The organism is Streptomyces sp. DF42, assembly GCF_058267695.1.
On sequence record NZ_CM177859.1, the window covers coordinates 4,838,439 to 4,855,911 of the forward strand.

16 protein-coding genes are annotated in these 17,473 nt (G+C 67.8%); 9 read left to right on the forward strand and 7 right to left on the reverse strand.

All coding sequences use genetic code 11. From position 1 onward, the window contains the following. The first annotated feature begins 315 nt into the window (after window positions 1–315). The 3 genes from asnB to ACYUED_RS22120 all read left to right on the forward strand — a co-directional run bounded on the left by asnB (window position 316) and on the right by ACYUED_RS22120 (window position 4,165). Window positions 316–2,511: an asparagine synthase (glutamine-hydrolyzing) gene (gene asnB / locus ACYUED_RS22110; RefSeq protein WP_491293979.1), complete on the forward strand. Its 2,196-nt coding sequence runs from the start codon at window positions 316–318 to the stop codon at window positions 2,509–2,511. A 146-nt stretch (window positions 2,512–2,657) separates the two neighbouring features. Next, a complete protein-coding gene (locus ACYUED_RS22115) occupies window positions 2,658–3,542 on the forward strand; it encodes a metallophosphoesterase family protein (protein WP_491293980.1) in 885 nt (294 codons plus the stop codon). 2 nt (window positions 3,543–3,544) lie between these two features. Beyond that, the gene (locus ACYUED_RS22120; RefSeq protein WP_491293981.1) at window positions 3,545–4,165 is read left to right on the forward strand and encodes a histidine phosphatase family protein; all 621 of its coding nucleotides are present in this window, start codon (window positions 3,545–3,547) and stop codon (window positions 4,163–4,165) included. Between the two features lie 61 nt (window positions 4,166–4,226). Here ACYUED_RS22120 and prs read toward each other — a convergent pair whose 3' ends face one another. The 4 genes from prs to ACYUED_RS22140 form a co-directional block, all read right to left on the reverse strand. Next, window positions 4,227–5,171 carry a ribose-phosphate diphosphokinase gene (gene prs, locus ACYUED_RS22125; RefSeq protein WP_491293982.1) on the reverse strand — a complete coding sequence of 315 codons (945 nt, stop codon included), beginning with the start codon at window positions 5,169–5,171 and terminating at the stop codon, window positions 4,227–4,229. Beyond that, window positions 5,168–5,890: an orotidine 5'-phosphate decarboxylase / HUMPS family protein gene (locus ACYUED_RS22130; protein ID WP_491293983.1), complete on the reverse strand. Its 723-nt coding sequence runs from the start codon at window positions 5,888–5,890 to the stop codon at window positions 5,168–5,170. The genes prs and ACYUED_RS22130 overlap by 4 nt, the downstream gene beginning before the upstream one ends. Beyond that, a complete protein-coding gene (locus tag ACYUED_RS22135; protein ID WP_491293984.1) occupies window positions 5,839–6,453 on the reverse strand; it encodes a ribose-5-phosphate isomerase A in 615 nt (204 codons plus the stop codon). Before ACYUED_RS22135 ends, ACYUED_RS22130 begins: the two co-directional genes overlap by 52 nt. 177 nt (window positions 6,454–6,630) lie before the next feature. Next, window positions 6,631–7,593 carry a nucleoside-diphosphate kinase gene (locus ACYUED_RS22140; RefSeq protein ID WP_491293985.1) on the reverse strand — a complete coding sequence of 321 codons (963 nt, stop codon included), beginning with the start codon at window positions 7,591–7,593 and terminating at the stop codon, window positions 6,631–6,633. Between the two features lie 228 nt (window positions 7,594–7,821). Here ACYUED_RS22140 and ACYUED_RS22145 point away from each other — a divergent pair, with 228 nt between their 5' ends. Next, entirely contained in the window at window positions 7,822–8,262 is a 441-nt protein-coding gene (locus ACYUED_RS22145) for a hypothetical protein (RefSeq protein WP_491293986.1), read from the forward strand. A gap of 35 nt (window positions 8,263–8,297) precedes the next feature. On the opposite strand, the gene ACYUED_RS22150 is transcribed toward ACYUED_RS22145, so the two are convergent. Continuing rightward, window positions 8,298–9,290: a nucleoside hydrolase gene (locus tag ACYUED_RS22150; RefSeq protein ID WP_491293987.1), complete on the reverse strand. Its 993-nt coding sequence runs from the start codon at window positions 9,288–9,290 to the stop codon at window positions 8,298–8,300. Window positions 9,291–9,752: 462 nt separating this feature from the next. On the opposite strand from ACYUED_RS22150, the gene ACYUED_RS22155 reads away from it, so the two are divergent. From ACYUED_RS22155 to purB, 5 genes are all read left to right on the forward strand, one after another. Continuing rightward, window positions 9,753–10,526, forward strand: coding sequence for a methyltransferase (locus ACYUED_RS22155; RefSeq protein ID WP_491293988.1), 774 nt, complete (start codon window positions 9,753–9,755; stop codon window positions 10,524–10,526). Continuing rightward, complete coding sequence (locus ACYUED_RS22160) at window positions 10,523–11,755, forward strand: GNAT family N-acetyltransferase (protein WP_491293989.1); 1,233 nt, start codon at window positions 10,523–10,525, stop codon at window positions 11,753–11,755. The genes ACYUED_RS22155 and ACYUED_RS22160 overlap by 4 nt, the downstream gene beginning before the upstream one ends. Before the next feature lie 450 nt (window positions 11,756–12,205). Further along, window positions 12,206–12,673 (forward strand): NUDIX domain-containing protein, encoded by a 468-nt coding sequence (locus ACYUED_RS22165; protein ID WP_491293990.1) that lies wholly within the window; start codon window positions 12,206–12,208, stop codon window positions 12,671–12,673. Window positions 12,674–12,716: 43 nt separating this feature from the next. After that, on the forward strand, window positions 12,717–14,555 hold the full coding sequence (locus tag ACYUED_RS22170) for an AfsR/SARP family transcriptional regulator (RefSeq protein WP_491293991.1): 1,839 nt from the start codon (window positions 12,717–12,719) through the stop codon (window positions 14,553–14,555). A gap of 16 nt (window positions 14,556–14,571) precedes the next feature. After that, window positions 14,572–15,879 carry an adenylosuccinate lyase gene (gene purB / locus ACYUED_RS22175; protein ID WP_491293992.1) on the forward strand — a complete coding sequence of 436 codons (1,308 nt, stop codon included), beginning with the start codon at window positions 14,572–14,574 and terminating at the stop codon, window positions 15,877–15,879. A 38-nt stretch (window positions 15,880–15,917) separates the two neighbouring features. Here the strand turns inward: purB and ACYUED_RS22180 are convergent, their stop codons facing one another. Together ACYUED_RS22180 and ACYUED_RS22185 are read right to left on the reverse strand one after the other, a co-directional pair. Continuing rightward, a complete protein-coding gene (locus ACYUED_RS22180) occupies window positions 15,918–17,165 on the reverse strand; it encodes an MFS transporter (protein ID WP_491293993.1) in 1,248 nt (415 codons plus the stop codon). An 8-nt stretch (window positions 17,166–17,173) separates the two neighbouring features. Continuing rightward, window positions 17,174–17,470 carry a PqqD family protein gene (locus ACYUED_RS22185; protein WP_491293994.1) on the reverse strand — a complete coding sequence of 99 codons (297 nt, stop codon included), beginning with the start codon at window positions 17,468–17,470 and terminating at the stop codon, window positions 17,174–17,176. Between the last annotated feature and the right edge of the window lie 3 nt (window positions 17,471–17,473).

The following is a 17,473-nucleotide window of genomic DNA, read 5'->3' on the forward strand; positions in this document are numbered from 1 at the left end:
GGCTTTCCCCGAACCACCGCCAGACCACCGTCCCGTGTCATTCTCAGATCGCTGAGTTACCCGACTCCAACGGAAAGGGGTGTTTTCCCATGAAGGCCTACACCAAGCCGACCGCAAAGCCGGTTTCGCAGCCCGACATCGTCGCGGTCGTCCGCTGAACGATGCGCTGAAGAGAGGCGCTGCACTTCGGTGTGGCGCCTCTCGCGTATGTCCGCAAGGCCCTTCAGAGCCGTCGTAGAGGCCCTTTTCAGACAGGTTCCGTACTGCTCCAACAACCCTGTTTCAGACGGCAGTTCGCATGTAGGGTGCTTGATCATGTGCGGCATAGCGGGCTTTGCCCACCTCAACGGCTCTGATCTCGATGCGACCACACGTCCTGTACTGGAGGCGATGGCGCAAGCTCTTCGACCGCGTGGCCCGGACGACATGCAGTTCATCGAACTCGGCCAGGCGGCCATGTCGTTCACCCGGCTTTCCCTGGTCGACCCTGCTGGCGGAAGGCAGCCGTTTGTCTCCCGCGACGGCTTGGTGGCCTTGTCTGCCAACGGTGAGATTTACAATCACCGTGAATTGCGGCGTGAGTTGGGTGAGGGTCTCTTCCGTAGCCGTTCCGACTGCGAGGTGCTGTTGCACCTCTACGAACGGGACGGTCTGGAGTTTCTCGACCGTGTGCGAGGAATGTTCGGCATCGCTGTCATCGACCTGCGCGAGCAGCGCATCGTGCTCGCACGTGACCGTATCGGCCTCAAGCCGCTCTTTGTCCACCGTTCGGGCGACACCCTGATCTTCGGCTCTGAGGTCAAAGCGCTCTTCCAGCATCCGCTGTGCCCCAGAGAGCTGGACTGGGCAGGGGCCCTGGCCGACCAGGGGCTGAACGCGGCACCGATCATTCCGGGCGGTCCGCCGCGTGACTGGTTCGTCGGCATCGAGCAGATCGAGCCGGGCACCGTCGTCTCCTATGGCCTGCGGGACGGCAGTACCCGCACCAAGCGGTATTGGTCCATGCCCGGACCCGTCTCGCACGACGATGTGACGTCCGGCGAAGTCATCGAGCGCTTCCGGACTTTGCTCGCGGAGTCGGTGCAGGAATGCCTCGTGGCCGACGCCGAGGTCGGCCTCATGCTCAGCGGCGGCGTCGACTCGGCCGGCATCGCCGCGCTGGGGCGGGACACCATCGAGCACAGTTTCAGCGCTCTCAGTGCGAGCACGCTGCTCAACAGCGACGCCGACTACGCCCGTGCCACGGCCAAGGCGCTGGGACTCACCCACCACGAGTTGGCCTTCGAGGTCGGCGATCATCCGTCTCCGGACATCTGGCGCCGTCTGCTGTGGCTGATGGAGTCGCCGCTGTGCGGTCCGGAGCAGCACTTCAAGAGCGAGGTCTACCGCTTTGTGCGGGCCAGCCGTCCCGATATGAAGGCGGTCCTGCTTGGGTCCGGCGCCGACGAACTGAGCGGCGGCTACTCCCGTATGCTCGCCGGCGGCGGCGACTGGCACGACTTCATCCGCAACCTCACCGACCTGTCCCGTCGACGTGCGCTCGCCGCCAATGCGCCGGCCATGGACGTGTGGTGGCAGAGCGGCCGGCCGCTGGTCAGCGACGAGGCGGTGCGGCTGGCGTTTCCGGGCTCCCTGGGCGACGTCTACGACGACTTCGTGCAGTGGAAAGTACGAGACTGGCAGCAGTACAACTTCTGGGTCGAGGACCGTACGGCCTCGGGCAACGCGGTCGAGGCACGGGTGCCTTACCTGGACCACCGCATCGTCGAACTGCTCGCTTCCGTCCCGCGCAAGTACCGGCAGGAACTGTTCTGGGACAAGCAGATCATCCGCAGGGCGTTCACGGACCTGCTTCCGCTGGACGTCACCCAGCGCCCCAAGATCGCGTTCTACGAGGGTGAAGGGGTGCGTTACACCCATCTCACCTTCGCCCAGATGCTCAATGCCGACTCAGGTGAACTGCTGGAGCAGGCACTCTCCTCACCGCGCGCGGCGCAGTTCCTGAACGCCGACCATCTGCGCAGCTGTCTGAACGAGATCATCGAGGGCAGTAGCGACACGCATCTGGAGCTGTTGCTGCGGCTGGTCAACCTCGGGCTGCTCGACGAGATGACGCTGTCTCTCCCGCCCACTCGGCCGTCGGAGGCGGCGCTGCCCGTCGAAGTGAGCGGCGAGCGCAGCCGCGAGGAGCAGCGCGAGCTGGTGTTCGGTCGGCCCACGGTCGACTCCGCCCTGGTGCTGAGGCTCGGCGACGATGTCCTGCTGCTGGACGGTGCCGACGGGCAGAGCTTCGTCGCGGTCAGCGGCGAGTTGCGGTTCGTCATCGACCACGACACCGACGCCGCGTGGCTGTCGGTGCTCCGGGGCCTTGACGGCGCCACCGACCTCGGTTCCGTCTGTGTCCGGGTCGGCTGCGAGCTGGAGTCGGTGACCGAACTGGTCGATCAGTCCCTTCTCATGGGGCTGTTGGTGCGGGTCGCCGAGCCGGCCCTCGCTCCCACGGCGCCCTGACCCCGCCAGGTGGGCGGCGGGAATTTTCGTGTCGCCCACAGGCGTGAGTTGAATTCGGGCCGGGCCAGCCTTGATGCGGCGGAACTGAATTCCCTTGAAGGGAACGGGGCGTGGTTCGCCGGCGTGATTTCCGGTAACGTCTGGGTATGCGGATTCTGCATCTTTCGGATACTCATCTCGATCGCTTCGACGGCCCCAACAAACACGGCGTAAATGCCACCCAGTCACTGCGCCGCATGATGGCTGATCTGGCCACGGCACCGCACATCGACGTTGTGGTGGTCAGCGGTGACATCGCCGACGACGGATCGCAGGAGGCCTACACCAGCGCCCGTGATCTCATCGGGGCCTATGCGTCGGCCCGGAATGTTCCCGTGCTCTACAGCACCGGAAATCACGACGAGCGGGGCGCCTTTGCGAAAGTCCTCGGCAGCGGGCACTTGGATTCCCTGGGGAATGACCGTGCCGATGCCGCAGTCGACACGGCGATGGGTGAGCGAGCCGCGCTGAGTCTGGTCGACGGATACCGCTTCGTCACGCTGGACTCACTGGTTCCCGGCAAGGGCTATGGCTGGATCAGCGACGCACAACTGACCTGGCTGCGCGAAGTACTGAAGACTCCCGCACCTCGCGGCACTGTTCTGGTCTTCCACCATCCGCCGATCACGCTCGATGTGGAGGTGCAGCATGCCCTCGGGCTGCGCAACCCGGAGGCGCTGGCGGACGCCGTGCGGGGCAGCGACGTCCAGCTCATCCTCTGCGGGCATTTCCACTTGCAGATCTTCGGATACCTGGAGTCGACGGCGGTGTGGGTCACTCCGGGGATCGTCAGCCGCATCGACCTCACTGCCCCCGTCGGTACCGAGCGTGCCGTCCGGGGTGCCTCGGCCACGCTGGTCCAACTGGGAACCCCCGCCTCGCCGCTGTTCCACACCCTCCACGCGCGCGACCCACAGGCGGGCACAACTGTGTACGAGCTCGACGAGCGTCAGTTGAGCTCCGTCATCGAGCGACTGGGACCGGAGAACTGACCATGAAATTCGTCTATTTCATACGTCACGCCCGGTCACACGCCAACCAGCAGAATCTGCTGATCGGCCGACGGGGAGCCCACGAACTCAACGACATCGGGCTGCGGCAGGCGGTCTGCCTCGGGGAGCGACTCAAGGGCCAGGGTGTGCGCATGCTGCGGACTTCGCCACTGCGCCGGGCCGTACAGACGGTGGGCATACTCGCCGACACCATCGGCTGTGCGGCGCCGGCCGTGGACGAGGATCTGATCGAGCGGGACTTCGGCCCGTTCGACGGCATGGACCGGCCGACTCTCCTTCGCGCGCGCTCCGAACTCGGGCTCGACAACCAGGACCCCACTGGCTACTTCCCTCCGGGGCTCGAGGGCGTGGAGCCGATCCGGGAGGTCCAGGAGCGCATGACCCGAGCCTGGCACACGGCTGCCGCATCGGTGTCGGCGGGTGAGTCCGTCGGCCTGGTCTCGCACGCCGGGACGCTGAAGGCGCTGCTTTACGCCGCGCTGGGCATCGACGAGAGCCATCCGCGCGCCTTCAAGATCTTCCAGGCCAGTTACGTCAAGTGCAAGGTTCCCGAGGAGGGGCGGTTGACCGTGCACGAGATCTGGGTCAATCCCGTGCAGTGAAGCGGCAACGGTCCTCCCATCCGGCTGCGGAATCCCTCGACCCGCGGCCGGATGGGAGGGCTCAGCGGCCCGCCGCGCCGCCGACGATGCGTGGCCAGGCGTCGACCACCAGATCCGCCGCGTCGAGCACGCGGTAGCGGCCATCGAACTCGTCCGTGCCGTGCTGAGCCAGATTGGTGGTGGTGAAGCTGGTGACGCCCAGGTTCTCCAGCATGTTCTTGCGGACGCCGGGTGTGGTGAAGTCGTACACCGTCAGGTAGTCGATGCGTGCGGCGCCTGCGGCGAAGAGCGATTCCACCGCATGCGCCGCGGTTATGCCCGACCAGATCTCGTCGTCGAACAGCAGGACCGACCGCCCCGCGAGGTCTGTGCGGGCACCAGCTACCAGTTCGCTGGAGCCGCTGTCGTCGCGCCGCACCTTGATGAGCATGTCCAGTGTGCAGGAACGCATCGCGGACAACTCCATGCAGTCGTCGTACCGGCCGCGGTCGGGGCTGACGACGACTTCCGGCGCGTGGACCGGAATCGCGTCGCTCATCAGCCGCAGTGTCGGCATCCAGGTCACCGGCTTGGAGAAGTAGCCGAGAGTTTCTCGCGCATGCAGGTCGAAGACGATGAACCTGTCGATCGGAGAGTTCTCCAGCAGGGAGATGACAACCTTGGAACCGAGCGGCAGCCCCGGGCGGTTGAGCCGGTTGCTGCGGCTGTAGGGGACGTACTGCAGTACGCAGGTGAGCGAGCGCACACCGTGCCGTTGCAGCGCATCAGCCAGCAGCACCAGTTCCAGGACCGCGTCGGAGGGGCGGGAGGAGGGGGCGAGTACGACGACCGCCGTCTGCGCGACCTTCTCCGGCAACTGCACGATCATCTCGCCCGACGCGAAAACGGTCCGTCCGTGGCCGGTGACAGGCAAGCCGAGCCGGGTGCTCAGCGCCGCCGCGAAGGTCTGACCCTCGTCCCCCGTGCCGGGCACCACGAAGAGGGAGTGGTCGTCCGCAGTGGTCATTCGCCGACTCCCGTTCCGGCGGGGGAGGGCTGCTGCGGGACCACATCGAGGAGGTCTCGGATCTCGGAACGTGGATCGGGCGCCTCGGTGATGCCGCGGCCGACGATCAGGCGCTCGACGGGCACGTCCTGGAACTCCCGCAGGGTACGGGCGTTGATGCCGCCGGCGAGGGTCAGGCTGATGCCTGGCAGCGCGGCAAGTTGAGAGAGCTGTTCCCGGGGTTCCTGGTCGGTCCACAGAAAGTCGTCGTCGATGCCGCGATGCGCGATGATCCGGTGCAGCCCGAGATCGTTGACGGCGCGGGCCCGTGAGAGTCGGTTTTTCACGCCCATGAGGCTGACGAGGAGGTCGACACCGCGTGAGCGGGCTTCCTTCTGCGCCGAGAGCAGGACTCCGTCGCTGGCCGCCCCGCAGACGATGACGAGGTCCGCACCGGCTTCGGCGGCCACCGCGACTTCTTCGCGGCCCATGTCCATGGTCTTCATGTCGGCGATGATCTCGGCGTCGGGATATCTTTCCCGTAACTCGGTGACGATTCCGATGCCGACTGCCTTCACGAGCACGTGCCCGGCTTCGAGGGAACGAATTCCAGATTTCGTCGCCAAGGCGGCAGATGAAAGGGCCTGTTCCCTGGTGACGACGTCAATCGCGTACTGTATGTGAACCATCACGCCCCGTTGGATTTGGTCATGATAACGCGGTGAGAGCCGTCCTTGCACCCGACGATGATTTGTTCGACGAATCCGACCGGAAAAATTCCGGTCATGACTACGCCTGGCTTACGGCAGATTTCCTCGTTCCATGCTCCCGGCGCGTCGATCACCTCACCGGGACTCATCGCAACGATCGTCAGTCCGTTGTCGTCCGTCTTGACGCTCGCTGAATCGGGGGCGTACAGCCCGCCGAAGTACGGCACGACGGCGATGGGTACCGGTCCGACGAGCTTGTCCACCAGCTTGGAATCGTCACAGATCAGAATGCGTCGAGCGGATAGTTCCGCCAGCGTCTTCTCCCGGACGTGGGCGCCCCAGGAGCCCTTGACGACATCACCAGTCGGCGCCACCTGGTCGGCCCCATCGAGGTAGAAGTCGTACGAGCCCTGGACGGGGACGAGTTCGATACCCGCGTCCCTGGCCCGGTCGGCGATGACTTCCGAGGTCGGCGTCGCCACGAGACCAGGAATTTCGGCGAGCGCTGGAAGTGCTGCTTCGACGGTGGAACCCGTGCCCAGGGCCAGGCGTGTACCGGGTGGAATCATCGCGGTCGCGACAGCCGCTGCCACCGCTTTCCCGCTCTGCCCTCGGCTAGGTGTTCCTGACATAAAATCAGCCCCCAAGTCGCCTGTCTAGATGCAGAGTTGTGCGATTTTATCGCTGACAATCGCCGGAAGGGAAGTGAACCGGGTGGGGCATCTGCTCTGCAAGCGTTTTCGAGATCAAAAGTGGTTTCACCCGGCTTCTCAGGCCTGGTCCCAGGCGGCGGCGCCGAAGTTGTCAATAACCTTTGAAGCCCCGGGAACGTCGTCCTCAATGACATCGCTCACAGCGACCGCCAAGTCCCAGGAATCTGCTGCGACAGCGGCATCCAGAAGAGCTGCGAAGAACGCCGACACCCGCAGCACGCGACCCGACTCCAGGTCGTCGATGGCACTTACAAGCGCCTCCCGAGATGCGGTGGAGAGCTCGCTTTCGGCCAATCGCCGGCTGATCGCGGCGACGACCTGCTTGCGTGACGCGTCCTGGTCGAATGTCCTGCGCGGTCGCTCGTCGGAGCGCCGCACCGCCTCCAGCAGCCGGGCCCCGTTCTCGGAGAGCCTGCCTGAGCCCATCGCGGTGGCGATCGCGCGTCGCTCGCCCTGACCGAACAGAATCCCCAACTCGCGGACCAGATCCGCCGGCTCGTCGGCCGAGTGAACGAGACTGAAGATCCGGTTCGGCTGGCCCACAGCCCGACGCAGGCAGTCCTCGCTCTGTTTTTCCATCCGCGCCGGCCCCTTGAGCTCGCTCAATCGCACGGCGGCCGGCAAAGAGGCGTCCGTGGTGTCGCGGAGCACCAACGCGATCCCTTCCCCGTCGATGACGAGGTCGTTGACCAGTAGACGGTCGACCGAAGCCTGGGTCATCTGGTACACCCACAGCGATCGCCAGACGCTCCGGGTGAAGGTGACCGGACGGGCGTCGACGGGTTTGAAACCGTGCCGTGCGTAGAAGTCGAGGACGCTGCTCGTCGTACCCAGAGCGTGGCCGTCCGGCTTCACCACTACCAGCCCGTGCCGCAGCACAGTCGTCAGAGTGCTGTTGCCCAGCAGGTGGTCGAGGTCGCATAAGGATTCCCGGAAGTACGGCTCCTGGCTGTAGAGGGAGGACTTCAGCGGGTTCCGGGTCAGTGTTGTTATGGCTGGATGATGCGCCGGTGGGCTCATCTGCTCAACTCCTGTTGGACGGGCGACATCCTACGGAGCGTCAGCGGTAGTTCACCTGGAGAACGCGCCGAGGGGTCCGAGATCCGAGAAGGCCGCTCTGGGAGTCTCGGCTACTGTGGGGCTTTCGATCAAGTGCCCTAGAGGAGTGGACTGTTGGCGACATCCGACGCGAACCCGTGCGAGTTCTGTCAATCTCCGACCGGCCATGGTGGCGAACGTGACTGGTTCATGCCGTTGACGCTCGACACATCCGTCATCAAGCGGTTGGGGCAGGGGATGTGGGCTCGGATACCGGCCAACCGCCCCGTCCACCTGGTGGTGGTGGCGACCGGCGGAGTGGGCATGGGGATAGCGGCGGCGGCCACGGCGCCCGCGGGTCGGCTGCGTTCCGTCACCGTGGTGAAGCGGGCCTTCGACTTCGACTCGCCGGACCTTCAGGCGGGTCCCGGCGAGTCCGTGGTCGTGCTTGACAACTCCATGCATTCGGGCCGTTCGGTCGCCACGGTCATCAAGCACCTGCAGGCCAGGGACATCATGGTCGAGAGCGTCATCACCATCTTCGACGGCGCCAACGACTGCGAGAGCCAGGCGCGCAAGCGGCTGGAGGACGCTACCGGGGTGCCGGTGCTGGCCTGCGCGAACTGGGCCGATCGGCACTCCTGGGCCTGAGTGGGCGGCCCGGCCCTGGCCCCGCGAGGGGTGGCTCACAGCACCTGAGCCCCACGGGACGACAGCCGTCGCGTCGCCTCGGTGATCGTGCGGGCCAGCACCTCCGACCGTGCGTGCCGTACGACCTCGATGCCCGGGGAGGATGTTCCCGCGGACGGGGTGACGCCGACCCGGGTGATGTCCGTCGTGCCGCGTCGGCTGCTGTTGGTCGTGTCGACGTCCACTGCGCATCGCTCGGACGCCTGAACCACCGGTGCGACCAAGTGGGCGGTGCACAGGGCGTCGTGGACGGTCACGGTCCTCGGCGGTGCGTCGCAAGCGTCGGAAAGAGCAGCAGGCATACGGCTGCGGATGATGTTGGCGGCCAGGGCACCGGCCTCCCCGGTGTGCTCGATGGCCGCGCAGTCGGCCTCCGTGAGCGGTGCCCGGCGGGTGGCATCCAGGGGGAAGAGGACGACGCTCGGGATTCCCGCTTTCAGGACGATGCGCGCGGCTTCCGGGTCGGCCCAGAAATTGAAATCGGCGGACGGGGTGACGTTTCCCCCGTCCCGGGACCCTCCCATGACGACCAGTCGGCGCAGCGAACGTGCCATCTCGGGGGCGCGCAGGAGTGCCGATGCGACGTTGGTGAGGGGACCGGTGGCCACCAGTACCGTGTCGCGGGCCTCTTCCCCGGTGAAGGTCTGCACGAGGAACTCCACTGCTGGCATGTCCTCGGCCCGGAGATCCGTTGCGGGCAGGCCGAACCCCATGCGGTCGCGGCCGGGGCGGTGGGGGCGGGCGAGGGACCCGTGGCCGAAGCGCTCGCGTGATCCGATGGGGGATGCGGAGCCGGCGAACACGGGCACCGGGCTCTCCACGGCCGACAGCAGGCGCAGCGCGTTGTCGGTGGTGACGTCCACGGAGGCGTTGCCGCCAACCGTGGTGACAGCACGCAGGCGCAGGCCTGGGCTCCCCAGGGCCACCAGGATGCCGATGGCGTCGTCGGTTCCCGGATCGGCGTCGATGACCACTGTGAGCGTTGTCATTTGTGTCCTCAGGGTGTGGCAGAAACGCGGCGTCTACCATCAACTTACGGGGAAAATAGGGGCGTTCACTGGAGAGATCCTCGACAAGGCCACGTCTGTGCATGAAGACTGCAACGATCGTTGAAGGCCGTAGGGAACAGGTGGTGTATGCGCGGCAGGTTGTCTTCGCGGGTTCATATTGAAGCAACCTCACCAGTTCAGCTGGTCCCAGACCTGGAAGCGTTCGGCATCTCCGAGTTCCTGGCCCGGTTTCCCGCTGACCGCCCTCGGCCTGCCGACCGGGCGGCGGCGCTGGACTCCCTTCCTGCGACTGCGCGTCCCCTGTACGAGTTCCTCTTGCTCGGACGCCCCGTCAGGACGGCTGCGTTGCCGCAGTCGCTGCGGGATTTCTTCCCGGTCCTCCAAACGGCCGGCATTCTCGACCGCTCAGGTGAAACAGCCCAATTGGTCGGCACGGTCCTCATGCGGCCCCAGGGTGTGTGGCTCTTCGCCGCGCCGCCGTCTCCGTTCGAGACCGATCTGTATTTCGGTGCGGACTCGGTCGAGCTCGCCAGACAACTCGACGTCCGGTCCGGCTCGTTGGTCCTGGATCTCTGCTCCGGTACGGGCCTGCAGGCGCTTGCGGCCGCCCTCCGGGGGGCTACGGCGCACGCGGTGGAGATCAACAAGGCGGCGGTCGCGGTCGCCGAGGCCAACGTCATCCTGAACGGATGTGATGACCGGGTGAGTCTGTGGTCCGGCGACCTGTACGCGCCCCTGCCGGAGGGCGCCGTCTACGACCAGGTGATCGCCAACCTGCCCTTCCTACCGGGGGCGGCCAATGGTCCCGACGGCTTCGCTGTGGGCCGGGCCATCCTGCGTCGGCTGTCGGAGTGGCTGGCGCCCGACGGCACCGCGTGCTTGACCGCCCTGGTGCCGATGACCGCCGAGCGCGCCGTACTCCCCGAAGGCGTGCGGGAGTTCGCGCGGAGAACGGGGCGCGAGCTGGTCGTCCGGCTCGGCGATGAATGGGCCGTGAACGCCGAGTCGAGCCTGGTCCAGACACTGGCCGACGAGGCAGCCGGGAGCGAAGGCGACTTCGCCGTGTGCGTGACGGACATCGTAAGTGGGTACGAGCGTCGCGGCGTCATCGCGGCAAGGACTGCTTTCCTGCACTTCGGCCGTGCCGCGGGTGCGACCACGGTCCGGTTCGCCGATCCAGCGAGCATCGATCCAGTGACCGAGGAGGGATCATGACCCGTGAGCCGGCTGATGCGGAGCCGTGGCAGGTCAAGGAGGTAGGGCCCGCTTTGTTGGCCGGTGCGGCACACTGGGCGACGCTGTCCGCGGGACACTCGCTCTACTCCGGTCCGGACTGGATCCACCACGCCGACCTCATGCAGGACGGCACGCCTGGACATCTGGTGTTGTTCGAGGGCGATCGTCCCGTCTCGGCGCTCCCCACCTACACCTTCGAAGGCACCCGTCCGTTCTACTACGACCCCGATGCGGTCCTGGGGCTGCACCGGGCAGAGGACTCGGACGCCGGGGTCGACGGCGACCGTCCGTCCGTGTGCGTGGCCGGTACCCGGCTGGGATACACCAGCGAGTTCCTCACCGGTGCACTGACGGACCCGGCTCGGCGTGCCCGCGCCGCACGCACCCTGCTGGATGCCTTCCGCCGGCGGTGCGCGGACCGGGGCGAGCCGGGCGCCATGCTGTACGTCACCGACGCCAGTCTGGCCCTGGTACTGGATGACCTCATCCCCGGTGACCAGGTGGTTCTCATGGACGGCTCGGTCGATCTCGTTGTGCCGTCCGGCGGACTCGACGGCTACCGGGACGTAGTGGGCAAGAGCCGTTGGAAGCAGTTCCGGCACGAGATGCGCCGATTCGAGAGCGAGGGGTGCGAACTGCGGATCCTGCCCATGGGCGCCCGTCTTGAGGAGATGGGCGCTCTGGCCCACCAGGTGTCGCTGCGTTACGGCCACGACATGACGCTTCAGGCGGAGATCGAGAAACTCCGCGACCAGGCGGAGCGGTTGAAGGACTGCGTGGTCATGGCCGCCTTCCGCAAGGGGCAGATGGTCGGCTTCACCCAGTTCTTCCTCAGCGGCACCACCATGTTCGCGCGGGGGCACGGTGTGGCCGAGGAGTACGGCCGCAGGGCGTCGATCTACTTCAACCTCACGTACTATGCGGCGATCCGGTGGGCGGCGGAACACGGTTACGAGCGGATCGACCTCGGTCCTGACTCCTTTGACGCGAAGATCATCAGGGGTGGCCGGTTGCACGCCCGATGGGCGCTGGTGATCGCGCCCGACTGGTCCGAAGAAGAGACGCGCCTCGTCGGGGAACGGCAGGAGCGGATGTTGGGCGAGTTCCGTACGGTCGACGAGCGGGTCGTCACGCCGACGGTGCGTGCGGTGGCGAGGCGCCAGGGCTGGGAGACCCTCCTCGACGGACAGCCGTCGGCTGCTTGCTGAGCGCTCCTCAGCCGATCGGCTCCTTCCCGGGCGTAAGCGCGGGAGCGGTGTGCCGCGGCGGGGTCCGCTCGGCCCAGGCCACCGCATACGGCGCGCCGAGCCCTGCGGCAAAAGGGCGTGGCGGCGATCAGAAGTCCCTGGCCGACCGAGTCCGCCGCCACCGGCGCGACCAATGTCCCGCCGGCCCCCGGCCGCAGTAAGTTCCGGACACCCCCGTACCCGCCCATTGGCCTCCCCCGCTCCCGGTCGGCGCGCGGATCACCCATGCTGGCCCAACGAGCCGTACGGGGACGTGACTTGACCGCAAGCATGATCTTGCCGATGGCTGATCGACGCATGATACTGGTCGGGCGTCACGGGCCGCAGGTGTCGCACGGGAACCTTGCGTCGATGTGGGGGCGCCGACCGACTGGCACACCACCGGATGAGGCCGACATGGGGAGCGTGAGGGTGACGAACCGCAAAAAGGTTTCGGTGGGTGGTATCTCCTTCGACGGAGAGGGCCGCATCCTGCTGGTGAACCCCAGTTACAAGGACCGCTGGGACCTTCCCGGGGGAATTCTGGAGGCCGGTGAGGACCCGGTCGGCGGCCTGTGCCGGGAGATCCGTGAGGAGTTGGGCGTCGACTGCCGCGTGGGTCAGCTGCGATCGGTGGACTACGGGGCGTCAGACTGGGAAGGCGCCGAGGTCCTGATGCTGACCTTCTTCGTGGAGCTGGACGCACGTTCCCCGCAGGACTTCAACTTCGTCGACGGCGAGATCACAGAGGTCGCCTACCACACGCCCGAAACGGCCCTCACCATGGTCACGCCCAGGATGACGGACCGACTGAGGGTCGCACTGGGTCTGGTTCCCGATGGTGGGCACGGCATCCTGATACGCCGCCCTCTCCCGGCGGCGGAGCCGTCCCATCGGTGAGCCCAGGCGGTCGTTCAGGGGTGCCGAGAGGAGAGGGAACCGTTTGGCGGCACGCGCACGGATCGAACTGCTCGGTGTCTTCCGGGTAAGAGACGAGGACGGCGATCTGGTACCGGTGCCCCAGGCGCACCAGCGCATCGTGCTCGCCGCGCTCGCCTTGGCCGGCGGGCAGGGGGTCACCGCGGACGCATTGCTCGACACTCTGTGGCCCGGGGATCTGCCGAGATCCGGGCGCAAGACGCTGCATGGCTACATCGCGCGGTTGCGGCGCCTGCTCGGCGCCGACTCGATTCTGACGCAGGCCGGCGGATACGTACTGAACGCCGACCGCTTCGAGGTGGACGTCCGGCTCGCCCGGGAGCACCTTGAGGCCGGCTGTCGCTCGGACGAACCGGGCGAGCGCCTGCGGCGGTTCGTGTTGGCGCGCGAGCTTTTTCGCGGTGAACCCCTTCAGGACACCCCTGCCGAGCCGCTCCACCAGACGCACGCCAATGTGCTGCGCGATCTGCGCCTGCTGACTCTGGAGCACTGGGCACGCGAACAGATACGGGTCGATCCGGCCGCGGCGGTAGGGCCACTGAGGGAGGCCTCGGTCAGCCATCCCCACCAGGAGTCGCTGTGGGCGTTGCTCGTCGATGCCCTGACCGCCTCGGGACGCCGGGCGGAGGCGCTGGAGTGCTACGGGCGGGCCCGGCGCTTACTCCTGGACGATCTCGGCATCGAACCGGGCCCGGCGCTGCGCCGGGCCCAGAAGAACGCCCTGGCTTCGCCTCCCGCACCGCGGTCTGCCGCCGAGGCCTCCGACGGCCCAGGCGCTCCCCAGGCCCGGATCACCGACTTGCTCGCACGCCGGCGCGCCGAGGGGGCGGCTGTCGCCGTCGTCGGACCACCCGGATCCGGCAAGAGCCGGACCGCGCGTGCCGTGATGGACGAGGTCCGCCGGACCGACGCCGCCGGGCCGCCGCCCGTGGTCGTGCCGGTCCGGCCCGGGGCCGGGGGCCCCGACCAGGCGCGGGCACTAGCCGAGCAGGTGTCGGGGGTCTGGGGTGCCGGGACTCGCGGCGCCGATCCTGATGTGTTCAGGGATGTGTGGACGCGCTCGGCGACGCTGCTTGTGCTGGACGACGTGACCCACACGGAGCAATACGCGTGGCTGTTACCGGTGCCGTCGGGGAGCGGGCTGGTGGTCTGCACGACCCTCCCTCTGCCCACCGGGTCGCTGGAGGTCGTTGAACTGCCTCCCTATACGCCCGGCCGTGCCCTCGCCGTGCTGGCGCAGGCTCGCGTGCTGCCGCCGGCCGGCCTGTCCCGGTCCACGGCACGGGCGCTCGACGTCGTCCTGGAGGGCTTGCCCGCGGCCGTACACGCGCTGGCCGAACGGATGGCCGACGAACCGGACCTGACGTGGGAGGAGGTCAGCACGCGGCTGCAGGACCCCCGGCGGCGGCTCGACTTACTGGCCTCGCGGTCCGTCGGCGTACGAGGACACCTGCACGGAGCCTACGATCGCCTGCGCGACTCCGCGCGTCGTGCCTTTCGGCTGCTGGGGTGGCTCGACGCGCACTCCTTCCATGACACCGTGGCCTCGGCGGCCCTGGACATCCCGGTCGCGCAGGCAAAAGCCGCGCTGGCCGAACTGGTCCGGGCCGGGCTGGTGCGAGCGGACAGGCGCGGTGGCGAACTGCGATACCAGATGAGTCCGTTGGGTCGGTCGTTCGCACGGGAGGTCAGTGACTACACCGACGACCAGACCCTGCGCGACGCCGCCGTACGACGGGCCCTGCGCGCGTGGCAGTCCAGTCCCTTCCGTCCGGCCGGGCAGCCGACCGCCGCGCTCCCTTGGGGCGAATCGAGAGGGGCCCGTCCGCTGATGCGCCCATGAACCAAGGAGGAAGTACGTGATCGACCGATATGTACGTCCGGAGATGGCTCGGATCTGGGCCGAGGAGGCGACGCTCGGACGCTGGGTCGCGATCGAGTCATTGGTGGCGCGGGTCCAGGCCGAGCACGGGATCATTCCTGCGGAGGCGGCCGAGACGATCGCCGCCACCCCCGCGCCGGACATCGCAGCCGTACGTGAGGCCGAACGCACGCGTGACCACGAGGTCCTCTCCTTCCTGGCCGCCTGGACGCAGGCGATGCCCGAGGAGAGCGCACGCTGGGTGCACCACGGCCTGACGAGTTATGACCTGGTGGACACCGGCCTCGGGCTGGCCATGCGGGACGCGGTCGACCTCATCCTGGACGCGGTCGGCGGGCTGTACCAAGTGCTGGCCCGGCGGGCGCTGCAGTACTGGGACACCATCTGTGTCGGGCGAACCCACGGCATCCACGCCGAGCCGATCAGATTCGGCCACAAGCTGGCCGCCCTCGCTTTCGCCATGGACCGTTCCCTGACCCGTCTCGCGGCGGTGCGCGCCTCGGTGGCCGTCGGTACGCTCTCGGGAGCGGTCGGCACCTACGCCACCACCTCGCCGGCCGTTGAGGCCGACGTCCTCGGACGGCTGGGACTGACGCCCGAGCCCGCTCCCACCCAGGTCGTCTGCCGGGACCGGCACGCCGAACTGGTTGCGGGCCTCGCGGTGCTCGGTGCGAGTGTCGAGCAGTTGGCACTTGAGCTGCGGCTGTTGCAGCGCACCGAGGTCGCCGAGGTCGAGGAGCCTCGCACCTCCGCCTACCAGGGGTCCAGCGCGATGCCCCACAAGCGCAACCCCACCAGCAGTGAGCGGCTGTGCGGACTGGCCCGGCTGCTGCGAGCCAACGTGGGCGCGGCGCTGGAGGACGTGGCGCTGTGGCACGAACGCGATCTTGCGCACTCCTCGGTGGAGCGGGTGGTCCTGCCCGACTCGTGCAATCTTGCCTACTACCAGGTGACGGCGGCGAAGGAGCTGGTGGAAGGCCTGGTGGTGAACGCGGACCGGATGGCCGAGAACCTGGGTGCCACGCGTGGCCGCATCTTCAGCGCGCAGGCCTATCTGCGGCTGACACGCGATGGTGTCGAGCGCGAGCGTGCGTACCGTTCGGTGCAGGACGCGTCGCTGCGCAGTCTGCGACAGGGGACGCTGTTCGCCGATGAACTCAAGGCGGACGGCATTGCCCTCGACCCCAGTGCGCTGGATCCCAAGATGTTCCTGCAGGACGAGGACGTGGTACGGGATCGTCTGGAGGAGCGGCTGCGGGAGCACGACTCCCGGGCGGGTTCCTGATCGTGGGGCCGGGGCGGCCTCGGCGACCGCCCCGGCCCTCAGCCTGTGACGCTCCTGCTACCGTCCCTGGCAGGGCGTGGCGTCGCGAGCGCGGCGGACGCGTGCCGCGTGGCTGTCGGGACCAGGGCGCCCGCCCCCAGCAGCAGGGCGCCGAGCAGGGCCCAGCCCGCCGGCCCGAGCCCGAGGCACAAGCCGGTGACGACGGGCGGTGCGGCTGCGGACCCGAGGCCTACTCCCACCGCGAACGCCCCCTGGTACTGGCCGTGCCGCTCGTCGCGGGCGAGCCCGTACGACAGGGAGTACTCGCCGGCTGCGAAGCACATCTCGGACCAGGTGAGGAAGCCCAATCCGCACAGGAGGAGGGCCACGGTGCCCGCTTCGCCCGCGTGTGCGGCGGAGTAGAACAGCACCAGCGCGACCACGGCCAACGGCGCCGTACGGCGCATCATGCGTGCTCCCGCCGCCACCTTCTCGGTGCCCGCCGATACCCGGCGCTGGAAGGCTACGACGATCAAGCTGCTGGTGATCCACACAGCGGAGACGAACCACCGGGGCGCGGCAGTGCGTTCGGTGATCCACAGGGGCAGCAGTACCGTCTGCACCGCGTCGAACAGCACCAGGACTCCGGCCAGCCCACTGACGACCATGTAGGGACGGTCGCGCAGCGCGCTTGACGGCGATTCCGAGGAGCTCGCGACGGCGGACGGGCGCGCCGGAAGGCTCGCCACGAGGACGCACGCGAGGAGACAAGCGGCGACCTCGACGGCGATGGCCGCCATGTACCAGCGGCGCTGGTCGGCCTGGAGGACGAGGCCGCCGAAGACCGGGCCGACCGTCATCACCAGGTTCTGCATGGAGTACACGCGCGCCCGGAAGTCGAGCTTGGAGTCTCCCGCGACGGTGGCCACCAGGGCCCCCGAGACGGCGGCCTGGCCGCCCCGCCCGATCGAGATCAGGGTGATGGCGAGCAGGAAGGTGGGCACGGAGTCCACGAAGACCAAAGTGGCCGAGGCGCAGGCCGCGAACGCGAACACGGCGGCGCCCACGTTGCGGGTGCCGTGGCGGTCGGCGAGCCCGCCGATGTAGGGCCCGGCGACGAGTCCGACGACGGTGGCGACGGTGAGACCCACGGACACCGTGAACGTGGGGATGTCGGCGATCCGAACGAAGAACAGCACCTGCAGCGGCGCCCAGAAGCCAGATCCGAAGAACCGGGCCATGAGCGCTGCCAGCAGTCGCATCCGCTCGCCCCGGGACGGCTCGGCGAGGGGCTGTGAGTTCGGCACCGCTTCCGTCACCGTGCGGGCCCGGAGGTGTCCCACACGACGAGTTGGTGGCCGGCCAGCTCGTCGAGGAGAGCTCGTACGTCCTCCGCGGCGGTCTCCGTGTCGATCGCGTACTCCGTGCTGACGGCCCGGGCGATACCGTCGACGTCTGTGGTGCCGTCGATCTGTCCCCAGATGAACACGGCCGTGGGCGACAGCTCCAAGGCGTGCTCATAGCCGATGGCGAGGTGCTGGCCGCGGTGCTTGCGCAGGCGGACGTTGAGAGGGATGCGGGGAACCCGGGAACCGCTGGTCTCGTCGGCCATGGG